Origin of the sequence: Prolixibacter sp. NT017, from assembly GCF_009617875.1 — a bacterium.
Classification (GTDB): domain Bacteria; phylum Bacteroidota; class Bacteroidia; order Bacteroidales; family Prolixibacteraceae; genus Prolixibacter.
Map to the genome: position 1 here is coordinate 3,428,533 of NZ_BLAV01000001.1, position 14,956 is coordinate 3,443,488.

Here is a 14,956-nt window from a genome sequence, read left to right on the forward strand (position 1 = left end):
ATAAGTGCTATATGGATTAAAAATCTGTATCTCATTAGTTTCACCTCTGTATAAATATGAATTAAAACAGTCTGTCAACCTCCTGATGAAAATAATCGATGCATTGACTGATGTCCGGAACGGAATTGTCCCAGTTATATTCATATTCAATTGAAAATAATCCTTTGAAATTCTGACGTTTTAATTCCTTCAGCATTCCGTCAACATCACAGACACCGGTTCCCCAAATCACATCATGCTGTTCAGCCTCACCAGCTTCTTTCTCTTTCACATCCTTGAAATGCAACGTTTTCACACGACCTTCACACATTTTCAGGGCTTTAGCCGGGTCAATTCCCATACGTTCCCAATGACCGACATCGGCGCATGCACCAATACGATTGCTAAGCCCTTTTACTGCATTCAGAAATAACTCAGGATTCCAGTAGAGAGAAGGCTTTGGGTGATTATGAATAGCCACATCAATTCTATATTGGTTGGCTAGTTGATCAACATATTTCAGGTATTTATAATCGGGTTCGCAGGTAATCGTTTCGATTCCCATAGACGATGCAAATTCAAAAAGCTGACTCCACTCGGCTTCACTATGACAAATAATGACCCCGCTGGCAACAATTTTGACACCTTTGGATTTCGCATAGGCCAACACTTTTTCCTGTGTAGCCTTATCCATATGAAAATCCATTGTTCCGGGAATATCTTCCCCCAATAACTGACCGTAATATACCTCAATATATTTCAGTCCCAGTTGATATGCTTTATCGATGGCCTCCTGCAGGCTGAATTTATGAAACGTGTAAGCCTGGATTCCCAAATGCCAGCCAGCCTTTTCAGCTTTGTCTGCTTGAGGAAAAGCGCGAACCGAGAAGCTCATAATTACAAGAGTAACACAAAGGTACCTAAAGGTATTTTTCATCATTCCAGTTATTTAGTCAGGACAAAATATAGTTCAGGAGCCAAATGCTTTCTTAGCCTCCTGTTATGATATCAATCTACAGGCATTTCGGGTAAGGACCATCCATCCCTATAGCTGTGTCTGATCCACTCGCTCGCCATTTCTTTTGCGTTAAATTCAGCAAACCGTCTGTCAAAATGCGGATCTCCATCAACCACAGCATATTCATCAACAGTTACGACCTTGATTTTGTCATTCGGTGATATGTTGGTGAACTCCATCTTCTCTCCATCCCAGGTTAATTCCCGATGCAAACCGGATAACCTTACAGCCAGCACTCCCATGACCACCATTTCATTGAACGGTCCGGAAAACCCGAAATTAGAGGAAGCTTCTTTTCGGCTGTCAGCCGGTTCTTTGCATGCTCTTATCCAATCTTGCTCATGTGCATTGGTCCCCCAGATATTTCCATTCCCTCCTTTTATTCGAGGAATGGTTGGCTCGGGTTGTTTAAAATGGGCCATAGCTGATTTTGGCAACAACGTAGGATTCATTCCATAACAACCTGTCATTATTTTCCCCCTGGTTCCGACGAAAATCAACCCGCCGTTGGAATCTCCCATCATCTCACCATCTTCCAGCTCTTCGGGACGATCCGGCAGTAAACCTCCATCGTACCAGTGAACTTTCACCTCGGGCATGTTGACTTCGCCTTTCGGCGGTCTTTCCGGAAATGTATAGGTAACTTTCTGGGCCTGTGGAGGCGAATAAAGGTTTGCAAGGGTAGAACTCGCCATCACTTTCGTTGGATATTTCAGATCCAGCGCCCAATACAAAGGATCCATGATATGACAAGCCATATCGCCGAGAGCTCCCGTTCCAAAATCCCAGAAGCCTCTCCAGTTCCATGGAGTATAAGCAGGATCATACGAACGAAACTCAGCTGGTCCGACAAATAAATTCCAATCCAATTCTTTCGGCACTTTCACTCCGCCCTTAGGTTTGGCTAATCCCTGAGGCCAGATAGGTCTATCTGTCCAACAATGGACTTCATATACGTCACCTATAATACCGGATTGAATCCATTCTGCTATTTGACGGCACCAGTCGAACGAATTCCCCTGATTCCCCATTTGAGTCGCAACTTTATACTTCTTGGACAGTCGGGTCAAAAGCCTTGATTCATAAACTGAGTGTGTAAGGGGTTTTTGTGTATAGCAATGTTTTCCCAGAGTTATGGCATGGGCCGTTACCCCGGCATGGGAATGATCCGGAGTAGCCACCATTACCGCATCAATTGATTTGCCTATCTCATCCAACATAACCCGCCAGTCTTTAAATTTTCTGGCATTCGGATAGTCTTTAAATGTTTTGTCGGCATAATTCCAATCGACATCACACAGGGCCACAATATTTTCGGTGTTCATATTCCTCAAATTATTGCGTCCCATTCCTCCCACTCCAATACCGGCAATATTCAGTTTATCGCTAGGTGCCGTGTGTCCCAGCTTTTTCCCCAGTACGCTACTGGGAACTATGGCCAGCCCCGAGGCTGCAGCCCCCACGGTTCCAATAAAATTTCTTCTCGAAAATTTACTCTTATCTTTTTCCATAGTTTTAGGTATAATGGTTATGTTGGTTACAGTCTTTTTAAAATCAGATTCTTCCAAAGTACCTTAATTCCCCCACCGTCATGTATCTGGAGAGCAATGCGTCCATTTCCCCTCTCAATCAGAGAATCGGACAAATGGGTCATTTCATGCTCATTGAGCCATGTTTTAACCTCCGGACCAACCACTCTGATTCGCATCGTATTCCAGTCGCCGGGCTTGAGAATATTCTCCTCTTCATCAGGAATTTGGTGGAGCCATCCACGCCCATATGATTCATAGACACCTCCGGTATCATCTCCTTTGGGAGCCACCTCGACCTGCCATCCGGAAACTTTTGTCCCATTAATCGTTGACCGGAAAAAAACGCCGCTATTCCCGTTAGATATCTGTTTGAAATCGACAGACAAGTCAAAGTCTCTGAAATATTGCTTTGTTGCCAGGTATCCATAACCTTTATCGGGACCACTCTCGCAAACCAGGAGATTATTCTGAACATACCACTTTTCTGTTCCATAGATAATCCAGTTTTTCAGGTCGTGACCGTTAAAAAGACTCACGGTTTCCTTTCGGGAGGGTAGTTTCTTAATTTTTATATTGCGAAACCATGCCGGGTATCCATGATCCTGAAGACAGATTACTCCCGAAGGTGACAGTCCATATTCCGGATCATTCTTCCATTTCCCATTATTTTTTTTCGCAAACCATTCATCCGACCAGGCTTCAAACTCAAGTGTTTTTACACCATTCATCCAATATTCCACATGGCCATTATCGAATACAATTTTAGAATTGTTCCATTGTCCGGCAGGCTTCACGTTCAGTTTGCTTTTGTCCGGTAGATACATGGCATAATCTGCACCGCATTTCTGCCATTCTTCTAAAGGTTCCGGAAAATTCACATCATCAACCAGCTGATACTCTGGGCCTGTTACATATGGCACAGGAAATTGTGCCCCCTCAACCACATGATACAACATTCCACTGTTACCACCCTTCGATATTTTCCAATCCCATGTAAGGATAAAATTTTCATACTGTTTATCTGTAACAATGTATCCACTGGCATCACTACCATGACCTTCCGCTTTAATAGTGCCATCTTCAACTTCCCACGGACCGGTTAGCCGAGTTCCGTTATAATCTCTCCACCCCTGTAGTGTTTTCCCGTCAAAAAGCAATTCCCAGCCAGCATTCTTTTCAGCCCTTGTTAGTGTGTTCTCGTTTTTACTACAACCTGACAACAAGACTCCAAAAAGTAAAACCAACACATATATCTTACTCATTTTCAGCATTACATATAAGTTCAAAGAGGCTGCCTCAAAAACTAATCTGCCAGTTATCTATTTTCGTCAGAAAGTATAGTTTCACTGAATCTGAGTAACTAGCTCTGAGCGATCCCACAAATGTCTGTGGGTTCATTCTCAGGAAATTCACACCTTAATTTACCAGCAACAAGTAAAAATGCAGATTATCCTGAGACAGCCTCATAAATTGATTATTATCGTATGAAAATCATCACAAACTAATAATTACCGTTTTGCACCAGGACGCCATTGGACTTATCAATTTCCGTCTGCGGAATCGGGAATGGCCAGCTATTATCGGACACCAGTTTACCTTTGTTCGCGTAAGGTTGTTCGCTATAATAGGCATTCATCACCGATACATAGTCTCCCCAGCGCAGCAAATCCAGAAGTCGGTAGCCTTCCATACCCAGTTCCCACCGTCTCTCATTTTTGATCGCCTTCAACAGATCATCTCCGGCATCCACTGCCAGATTGGCCTGAAAGTAAGCGTCATCAACCGGAATCAGTGTCTCTTCAAATGTCCTGTAAGTAGCTTCTTCATCTTTCTTGGAAGTTGAAACAAAAGCACGGTAACGGACTTCATTAATCAAGCTGGCAACTTTCTGGTTGTCACCTCCCGTCTTAAGTAGCGCCTCAGCGTACATCAGAATCACATCGGCATACCGGATATAATACGGAGCCCAGTCTGTTCTTATATCTCCAAGTGAATAACCATCCCTGAAACGATCAGGCACAAAGGCTTTTCGACTCTGTTGATGATGAATATTATCATATCCCGTATAGTTGTGTGTTATCAACTTACCATCCACATTGGGAAAGATATCACCTGAGCTAATAACCGTAAACAACTTTCGGGGATCTCGTTGATCAAACGATTCCGCAAAATCAACGGTCGGACAGTTACCGCCCCATCCACCAACTTCACCGCGTCCTGCATACATAACGGCCGTACAATAACCGATATCCAAATAGCCAGGAACATACTCTCTTAATACCGTGAAAATACACTCCTTGGTCAACTCCGATGCGTGAGAACCGAAGAAATAATCACCACGGAACAGATTCTGGTAATCGGGAACTAAACTGAATACCTGACTGTCATAAACTATTTTGGCAGCACTTAATGCAGACGTATAATCTGTATTGGCATCACCAGACATTTTGCCATGCTCCTCCAAACCAGCAAAAAATAAACAAACTCTGGCCTTAAAAGCATGAGCAACATATTTTGATACTCTTCCATATTCATCGCTGCTAACATTGGTGGGCATATTCGGATCAGCGATACATTCATCGATATCTTTTAGTATTTGAGCCCTGATATCCTCGAGTGGAGATTTGGCAGGTAAATCGGTAGGAACCGGTGTTTCTGTTATTAATGGAACAGAACCGAATGTTGAAGCCAAATCAAAATAGAACCAAGCCCGTAGGAATTTCAATTCAGAGATATAGCGTGACTTTGTCTCTTCTGAAACAACATTACCATCAGCTGCGACTAGTGTTTCCGCTGCGTTAATCCCTTCGATGGCTGAATTGCACCTGGAAATACCCGTATAGCGTCTGGTCCATGTATTGAGCAATTCACCATTCGATGTCAATGGACGGCCAGTAGCCAAATCCTTTGTATCTGCACGGTCATTTGCATCCGATCCGCCTGCATCAGCGTCATCTGTGGCATTTGTGCCAACTTCAATCCTGTTGAGATAGTAGTCCCAGTCTCCCCATGGAATCATATTGGCATAACAGTTGGTAACCGCCTTAAGCGCAGCACCGGGTGTGTTATAATAACCTTGCTCATCAATTGATGCATATTGCTTTGAATCAAGAAAGCTATCAGAGCAGGAAAGAAGGGCAACAATTGGAATAATTGCCAGTATATATTGTAACTTTTTCATGATTCCAGAATTTTAAAATTTAATATTTATTCCCATCAAATATTGACGAGCCTGTGGATAGAAAGCAATATCTACTCCGTTAAACAACGGACTGGCGTCTCCTATTTCTGGCGACATTCCGCTATAATCTGTAATCGTAAACAAATTATATCCTCCTACCCAAATTCGTGCTTCTTTCATAAATGCCTTCTTCAGCAGCTCGGGAGGTATCGAATAACCTATTTGCAACGTTTTCAATTGAAAATACGAACCATCTTCAGCCAACCAGTCAGACACCTGAACGTTTGTCGAGTTATCGGTCGTAATTCTGAATTGACTATTGGAAGGATTGGTCTCTGACCATGCTGTAGTCATCAGGTCCTTAGGAGCATTATAATAAGCGGTTCCGGAATATAGGTCAATCTTCTTCATGTTCATAATCTGGTTCCCGCGTACCCCATAAAATGTTGCAGAAATATCGAACCCTTTATATTCCAGTCCAAAATCAAAGCCATAGGTAAAATCAGGGAACGGGCTACCAATATCAGTACGGTCAGCATCCGTAATCTGTCCGTCCAAATTCACATCCACATATCTCAAATCCCCGGGACGGGCTTTGTCCTGAACGACTTGTTCTCCGTTTGCATTGGTATTATTTTCTATCTCCTGTTGAGACTGGAATATTCCATCTGTTTTGAGTCCATAGAAATATCCAACAGGTTTACCTACCTCGGTTTTGGTGATTGTTTTATCATCATAGCCTACACCATACAAGGGCTGACCACCTCCCAGCGATATTACTTTATTAGCGTATGAGAAAACGTTTCCTCCTATGTTATACTGCAGAGCACCCAATTTCCCTGTATAGTTCAATGTTAGCTCGATTCCCTTATTTTCAATACTTCCAGCATTCGCCCAGGGATCATTTGTATAACCAAGATACTGGGGAAGTGGAACCTGCAGGAGCATGTCACTGGTCTTTTTATAAAAATAATCCGTGGACAACGTCAACTTATTATCAAAAAAGCCCAATTCAAGTCCAATATCTGTCTGTTCTGTCGTTTCCCACTTGACATCGGGATTTCCCATGTAGCCTTTTCCGCCAGCCAGCTGAAATCCACCACCGAAAAGGTAGTATCCACTATTCAGGCTATAAGTAGAACGATATGCACCTCCATCAATAGCCTGGTTGCCTATCTGTCCCCAACTAACCCTAATTTTACCACGTGACAAGGTTTTCCCGATTGCATCCTGGATAAACCCTTCCTCGCCAAAGGACCAAGCTCCGGAAACAGAAGGAAAGACTCCCCACTTATGGCCGGCATCAAAATTCGAAGACCCATCATATCGTACGGTGGCAGTCAGCATATACTTGTCTCGCCACGAATGGAACAGGCGGCCAAAGTAAGAAACCATGTATGCGTCTGATTTGGTTCCCGAGGCGGATGCGGTTTTAGTGGCAGCATCTATGACTTTCTGGGATTCTGTATTTGTAACGATTCCTGTTTTACTAGCACTGAAGTTGCTGCTTTTGGTCATCTCAACCGAATTACCCAACATGAAGGTGGTATGTTGTTTCCCCTTCCACTCATAGGTTTTATCAAAAGTAATCAGGTTATCGATGACGGTATAATTAGTCGAATAGGATGCATTGCCAACATATCCGTCAACATTATTTTGATAAGCCCCGATATAATAGGAAGGTGTAAAATATTCAGGAGTTGCCCTGTAAATAGATGTATTTGCAGTTCCGCGATATTTTAACCAACTGGTAAGATTCAAATCAAGATTAAGCCCCCCTCTGAAGGTTACATCCTTCCATACGTTATCCTTATTCACGGCTAATTGAGCCACTGGATTAGCCCGGTTGTTGAAGAATACCGGACTGTAATAAGAGTAAGGGTTACTTGCATCTATTTTGTCAACCAGAATCAAATTACTCAAAAAATCCGGGATATTTTTTAAGTTCGTTCTGTAGATTGGAGTTACCGGATCTGCAGTAAGGGCACAAAATATTGTTCCATCATAAATGGTATTCTCAACAACATTTCGCCGGGATTGATACACCACCGAAAAATTCCCGGAAAGCTTTGCCCAGGATGTCAACTGATTGTCTACAGTGGTCCGCCATGATATCCTTTCAAAATCCGATTCTTTTACAATACCGTCCTGAGACATGTAACCAAGGGAGGTATAGTAGGATGTTTTGGCGGTTCCATTGGAAATGGATACATTATAATTCTGAATTGGTGCGGACTGGAATATTTCATCCTGCCAGTTCGTCCCATTACTATTCCCAAAATTATCCTGAAGAAAACTCAGCATGGACTGTTTTTCCTGCGGTGTAACCCACGGTTGTCCGGTTCCATTGGTATAAGCAAGGTTTCGGTAATCAATGAACTCTTCCGCATTCATCATGTCAAATTTCTTTGTCACATTCTGAACACCATAGTAAGCATCGAGACTGACAGTCATGTTATGTCCATCGCTCATGGTTCCCTTTTTCGTAGTGATAATAACCACGCCGTTTGCACCCCTCGAACCATATATTGCTTCCGCTGAAGCATCTTTCAAAACTTCCATTGAAGCAATATCATTCTGATTAAGCCAACCGATATCTGATTGAGGAAAACCATCTACGACATATAAAGGATCATTACCATTAACGGTACCGATTCCTCTGATTCGTACGGTTGGTGCCGTTCCGGGACTACCTCCAGTAGAAGTGATGGTGACTCCAGCAATCTTTCCCTGGAGTGCCTCTGTCGCTGAGCGCACAGGAATATCGACCAACTCCTTCCCCTTGATACTGGATACTGCCCCTGTCAGGTCACTTTTTTTCATGGAACCGTAACCCACAATGACAACCTCATCAATACCCTGCGTATCTTCCTTTAAAGTAACATTGATGACCGCTTTGTTACCAACCTGAATTTCCTGATTTACATAACCAATAAAAGAAAACTTCAGTATGGAATTTCCGGAAGGAACTTCAATGGAATATTTACCGTCGAAATCGGTTATTGTTCCGCTGGTAGTTCCCACGATAATGACGTTCACTCCAACCAGCGGAGCCCCTTTGCTGTCCATCACACTTCCACTGACACTCACCTGTGAAAGAGCTTCCTGAGGATACAACAAGCCATTAAAGAGCAAAAGAATAAGTGCTATTCCTTTTAGCAATTGTTTCATAATGTTTAGTTTAAATTAGATGTTTGAATTAGTTAGTACCCACCCGGCACTTAAAATCAGAGATTATATCTACCCCGGAAAAGATATAATCAAGGCTCTGCCGCATTATATGACTAAAAATCAGTGAAGCTGTTGCCCCTTTCTTCAGTTGGACATCTCATCACCGCCAACAGAACATTCACGTCTCTTCATATAATTAGCAACCTTAAGGCAAATCCTTGTAATACTACAAGCTATTTAAAAATATTTTATTTTATAGAGGTAAATTTACTTCAATATTTAATAATTGCAAATATTTATTAATAATTTTTATTTTAAAAAGAGAATTAAATACTAATATTAAAAAACATACCACCATCCGTAATTAGCCAGAAAATATCCTTCCCAAATAGACAAAGCAAAACAAGATGATGCCCCACGTTTTTTCATGTCACTCCTGTGTCGCAAAAAAAATCTCCGCAACACTGGGGCAAAAAAAAAGAGGCGTAAGCCTCTAGCATTCAAAATAAAATTGAAAAAGCCGACAACCACACACACATGTCGGTCAGGAAAGGATCCACTCAGGAAGAAAATCCGAGGACGCGCTCACGCGCTAACAAGCCGGCACCAACCGCTCCTGCTTTTTCTCCCAATTTGGAAAGTTTTATTTCCGTGTCATTGTTGACCAGGTTTAATGAATATTTTTTTATGGCACTTTTTATCGGCAATAGAATATAATCTCCTGCTCGTGAAACAGTTCCCCCAACAACCAACAATTCCGGATTAAACAAATTAATCAACCCGGAGATAGACCGTCCGAGCTTATTCCCAATCTCCTCGATAATCTCAATAGACAACACATCTTCCTCCAGCGTAGCATTGATGATATCCTCCAACAACAAAGCATCATCACTCTCTATCTTACTATGTAATATGGTATTACTTCCATTTCTCACCCGCTCCAGAAAAATTCGGTGAATGGCCAAACCAGAGGCTTCCGTTTCTAAGCATCCCTTCTTACCGCAATGACATATAATCTCATTATCAAACACATACGTATGCCCAAATTCTCCAGAAAATCCAGACTTACCATAATATAGCTTCCCATCCATCACGATACCAATACCAATACCCCAGCTGATATTTACAAAGATCATACTCTTCTCACCCTTTGCAACCCCACTCACATATTCTCCGTAAGCCATTGAACGCGAATCATTATCTATAAATGTTCTTACACCAATGCGCTCTTCAATCAATTCACTCAATGGCTTTTCTTCGAAATAAAAATAACTGTAGCTGTATCCTGATGTAGTATTTACCCGACCGGTAATGTTCACCCCCACACAGTGAATCTTGGTCATCAGCTTTTCCTGATCTTCAATAAAATTACTAATGATATCACAAAGCTGATTTAATGCTTCCGGAGTGTTTTCCAGGCGATAAGGAATACCTTCTTCAAATTTGACGGTTTCACCTTTAAAATTAACCAGAGCAATATTAACACGAAAGCGTTTAACATCAACTCCAACGAAATAGCCAGAATCCGGATTCAAACCATACAAATTAGGACGTCGTCCACCACCCGTTTCCTGTTTGCCGAAATCCTGAACAAATCCATCATCAATTAATTCACCAATCAATTTCGTTGTCGTAGGAACACTCAAATCCAACTCCTTAGCCAGCTCCGCTATTGTACTTGAACCATTGACTACATAAAAACGAATAATATTCTTCCGTGTCAAGTCAACTTTGCTTTCAATCTCCGATTCAAAAAACTTATGCTGCATATTAATATTAGGTAACCTCAGGACTTCCTAAGACAATGAAACAACTTATAACTAAAACAAATTTACAAAAAAACCTCTAGTATTGACATAATTCCATATCCCAAACAGAACAATCACCTGCATTAAGACAAAATAATACTAAGACAATACCCTCAAAGCGAATTTATTCATTTTATAAATCATTTTATTTAAATTATTTTATTAATTTGGCATCTATTATTTAAATATTTTATTTTTATTTGTTTAATAACAAGATGAAATGTAAAATTGCGGAATATGAACTGACTGGGCGCCCACAATTCTGCTATATAAAAGCGAAGTCAGACACCCCTTTCAGATTCTCAAAGACAGTTTATACTGTAACGCCGCAAAAAAATAAAAACGAAAACCAATGATTAATTCAGAACTGAACCGATATGCAGCGTTATATCAAACAGAATTACTGGATAACGTTATGCCTTTTTGGACAGAACACTCTGTCGATAAAACATTTGGTGGATACTTTACCTGCCTCACAAGAGAAGGAAATGTATTTGACACAGATAAATTTGTATGGTTGCAGGGACGCCAGGTATGGATGTTTGCCATGTTATATAACAATGTAGAAAAGAAAAAGGCATGGCTCGACATTGCATTGAACGGAGCCGATTTTCTGAAGAAATATGGAAGAGATAAAGAAGGTAACTGGTACTTTTCCCTGACACGAGAAGGAACTCCCCTGATACAGGCTTACAACATATTCTCAGACTGCTTTGCGGCGATGGCCTTTGGCGAACTTTACAAAGCCACCGGTACCGAAGAATTTAAACAAATAGCTGTATCAACATACTATCAAATACTGGAACGCCAGGAGCATCCCAAAGGCATATATGATAAATCAGTTCCCGGGACACGCCCACTCATCAACTTTGCCTTACCAATGATACTGTGCAACCTGTCCCTCTCCCTGGAAGATGTTCTGGGCAGTCAGACCACGGCCAAAATAGTTCCGGAATTGATAAACAACATCATGACCAACTTTTACCAGGAGGATACCGGTCTAATCCTGGAAAACGTTTCTCCGGAAGGTAAATTTGTTGACAGTTTTGAAGGGCGCCTAATCAGTCCCGGACATGTCAACGAATCGATGTGGTTTCTGATGGATCTGGCTATCCGATACAACGATCAATCTCTGATTGAACAAGCCGAGAGAATATTGTTACGCAATACGGAATTCGGCTGGGACAAAAAATACGGTGGGATATTTTACTTTCTGGACTACAAAGGTTACCCGCCCCAGCAACTGGAATGGGATCAAAAACTTTGGTGGGTCCATTTGGAAACGCTGATTGCCATGGCCAAATGTTACAAGCTAACAGGTAATCAAAGTTGCAAGAATTGGTTTGAAGAAATACACCAATATTCATGGAAGCACTTTAAAGATCCGGAACACAATGAATGGTTTGGATATCTCGACAGAAGAGGGGAAACATTACTTACATTAAAAGGAGGAAAATGGAAAGGAAGCTTTCATGTTCCCAGAGCTATGTATGAAATATGGAAAACCTTATCCTCGCCATCACCATTACAGAAAGATTCGGCAACTCTATCAAATTCCCGAAACAAGCTTTAACGACTCTATTTGCTTTTAATAACATAAAGACACCAAAGTATATAACCCAACAATCGATGTTATGAATAACAAAGAGGACTCACGCCGTAATTTCCTGAAAAAACTGGGTGCCACAAGCGCTTTGGCCATAACGGGGACGCAACTTCTTGGCCAATCTGAAAATACAGGACTAAAACCTTATTCTCTATCAGAAGATTACATCGTTCCGAAAGAAAATGGATTAAGAATTACCGGAACCTTTTTGGATGAAATATCACACGACATACCTCATCAAAACTGGGGAGAAAAAGAGTGGGACGCCGATTTTCAGCACATGAAAGCCATTGGCATCGATACAGTCATAATGATTCGATCCGGTTACCGAAAGTTTATTACTTATCCATCTGCCTACCTTTTAAAAAAAGGATGCTACAAACCCTCTGTCGATACGCTGGAACTTTTTCTGCGACTTGCCGACAAGTATGGCATGAAATTTTACTTCGGACTTTACGACTCAGGGAGATACTGGGACACAGGCGATATGAAATATGAGGTCGAGGACAACAAATATGTAATCGATGAAGTCTGGAAAAACTATGGGAGAAGATTTAAAAGCTTCCAGGGATGGTATATCAGCGGAGAAATAAGTCGCAAAACGAAAGGGGCTATCGGAGCTTTTCACACAATGGGAAAACAGTGCAAGGATGTATCGAATGGCCTGCCGACTTTTATCTCTCCGTGGATCGACGGGAAGAAAGCAGTAGAGGCAGCATCGGATAGCCTCACCAAAAATAATGCGGTTTCCGTTCAGGAACACAAAGAGGAATGGGACGAAATATTCGATGGAATTCATGATGTGGTCGATGCCTGTGCCTTTCAGGACGGACATATCGACTATGATGAACTAGATGCTTTCTTCGAAGTAAACAAGGAATTGGCACGAAAATATCACATGGAGTGCTGGACCAATGCAGAAACCTTTGACCGGGATATGCCCATTCGCTTTTTACCCATTAAATTTGACAAACTCAGGTTGAAACTGGAGGCCGCAAGAAGGGCTGGTTATGACAAGGGGATTACTTTCGAATTTTCTCATTTTATGAGTCCACAGTCTGCTTATCTTCAAGCCGGGCACCTATACAATCGATATAGGGAATATTTCAATATCTGAACTGACTAAAATAACGACTTAAACACTTCATCGTGAAAAAAAATCATACGAATAGTGAGAATATGGGCTACGTACTGTTCTTATCGATTGTCGCAGCCTTGGGAGGATTTCTGTTTGGATACGATACGGCAGTCATTTCAGGTACGATTAAGGGCGTATCCACCCAATTCAACATGAATGACATTCAGTCAGGATGGTTCGTTGGATCCGCATTGCTTGGCTCAATTGGTGGCGTATTGGTAGCCGGTCGGCTAAGCGATCTTTTTGGTCGTCGGCCGGTACTTTTTGCATCAGCTGTTCTATTCTCTGCGTCCGCCATTGGCTGTATGCTTTCTCCAAATGAACAGTGGCTGGTGTTCTATCGCATCATAGGAGGAATCGGTATTGGTGTTGCTTCAGTTATTTCTCCCCTTTATATTTCCGAAATATCTGTACCTCGTTACCGTGGCCGACTTGTTTCACTCTATCAATTAGCCATTACCGTCGGTTTTTTGGGTGCCTATATGGTGAATTATGCACTCAAGATACAGGCAGAGAACTGGCAGGTTTCGGCAAATATTCAATCTGGCTGGATAAACCTGGTTTTCGAAGAAGAAGTATGGAGATCCATGCTTGGAGCTGAAGCCATACCTGCACTGCTTTTCTTCATTACCTTGTTTTTTATTCCGGAGAGCCCGCGTTGGTTAATTGTCAAACACAAAAACACACAATCACTGCGAATTCTAAGCCGAATTCAAGGTGAAGAGACCGCAATAGCCCAACTAAAGGAAATAAAACGAATGGTACAGCTTGAAGTGCAATCGAACTGGAGACTCTTGTTTCAGCATGGGTACCGCACCGCTATGATAATAGGAATATCATTGGCCATCTTAGGACAATTCATGGGGGTCAATGCAGTATTATACTACGGCCCAAGCATCTTTGAACAAACTGGACTTTCGGAAGGTGATTCCCTTTTTTACCAGGTCTTTGTTGGCCTGATAAATGTTATTTCTACGGTCATTGCTATTTGGTTGATTGACAAAATTGGTCGGAAAAAACTGATATATTATGGGGTCTCAGTCATGTTAGTCTCACTTATTTTGATCGCCTTGTATTTCCAAATCAACAAAACCAGCATGGTGATCCCTCCGGTTACCTTACTCGTATTGATCCTGGCCTATATTTTCGGATGCGCGATATCCATTTGTGTAGTTATCTGGGTATTGCTGTCAGAAATGTACCCAACAAAAGTTCGAGGTGCCGCTATGTCTTTTGCAGGCTTCTCCCTTTGGGTAGGAACCTACCTGATAGGCCAATTGACTCCATGGCTTATGACCTCTCTGTCAGCAACAGGCTTGTTTTTGCTTTTTGCTTTAATGTGCCTGCCCTATTTATGGATTACCTGGAAACTAGTCCCCGAAACAACGGGTAAATCGCTGGAAGAAATTGAACAAATGTGGATGACACATTGAATCATTCACCCACAAATGTAGATTATAAAACCAATTCCATGAGAATTTTTGTTAATCCAAAAGTTCTTATGGAATTTTTTGAAAGAGGTA

At 41.7% G+C, this 14,956-nt stretch carries 9 protein-coding genes; 3 read left to right on the forward strand and 6 right to left on the reverse strand.

The annotated features are described in order from the left end of the window. Window positions 1-61: 61 nt before the first annotated feature. The 6 genes from GJU87_RS14240 to GJU87_RS14265 form a co-directional block, all read right to left on the reverse strand. Window positions 62-919 carry a sugar phosphate isomerase/epimerase gene (locus tag GJU87_RS14240; protein WP_153640119.1) on the reverse strand — a complete coding sequence of 286 codons (858 nt, stop codon included), beginning with the start codon at window positions 917-919 and terminating at the stop codon, window positions 62-64. A gap of 68 nt (window positions 920-987) precedes the next feature. Further along, complete coding sequence (locus GJU87_RS14245) at window positions 988-2,508, reverse strand: Gfo/Idh/MocA family protein (protein WP_153640120.1); 1,521 nt, start codon at window positions 2,506-2,508, stop codon at window positions 988-990. Between the two features lie 26 nt (window positions 2,509-2,534). After that, a complete protein-coding gene (locus GJU87_RS14250; protein ID WP_228492002.1) occupies window positions 2,535-3,791 on the reverse strand; it encodes a DUF1080 domain-containing protein in 1,257 nt (418 codons plus the stop codon). Between the two features lie 239 nt (window positions 3,792-4,030). Then, complete coding sequence (locus tag GJU87_RS14255; RefSeq protein WP_153640122.1) at window positions 4,031-5,710, reverse strand: RagB/SusD family nutrient uptake outer membrane protein; 1,680 nt, start codon at window positions 5,708-5,710, stop codon at window positions 4,031-4,033. Between the two features lie 12 nt (window positions 5,711-5,722). Beyond that, entirely contained in the window at window positions 5,723-8,881 is a 3,159-nt protein-coding gene (locus GJU87_RS14260; protein ID WP_153640123.1) for a TonB-dependent receptor, read from the reverse strand. 560 nt (window positions 8,882-9,441) lie between these two features. Continuing rightward, window positions 9,442-10,650 carry an ROK family transcriptional regulator gene (locus GJU87_RS14265; RefSeq protein ID WP_153640124.1) on the reverse strand — a complete coding sequence of 403 codons (1,209 nt, stop codon included), beginning with the start codon at window positions 10,648-10,650 and terminating at the stop codon, window positions 9,442-9,444. Between the two features lie 391 nt (window positions 10,651-11,041). On the opposite strand from GJU87_RS14265, the gene GJU87_RS14270 reads away from it, so the two are divergent. From GJU87_RS14270 to GJU87_RS14280, 3 genes are all read left to right on the forward strand, one after another. After that, a complete protein-coding gene (locus tag GJU87_RS14270; protein WP_153640125.1) occupies window positions 11,042-12,262 on the forward strand; it encodes an AGE family epimerase/isomerase in 1,221 nt (406 codons plus the stop codon). Between the two features lie 61 nt (window positions 12,263-12,323). After that, a complete protein-coding gene (locus GJU87_RS14275) occupies window positions 12,324-13,412 on the forward strand; it encodes a DUF4434 domain-containing protein (protein ID WP_153640126.1) in 1,089 nt (362 codons plus the stop codon). 32 nt (window positions 13,413-13,444) lie between these two features. After that, a complete protein-coding gene (locus GJU87_RS14280) occupies window positions 13,445-14,866 on the forward strand; it encodes a sugar porter family MFS transporter (protein ID WP_228492003.1) in 1,422 nt (473 codons plus the stop codon). The last annotated feature ends 90 nt before the right edge of the window (window positions 14,867-14,956 follow it).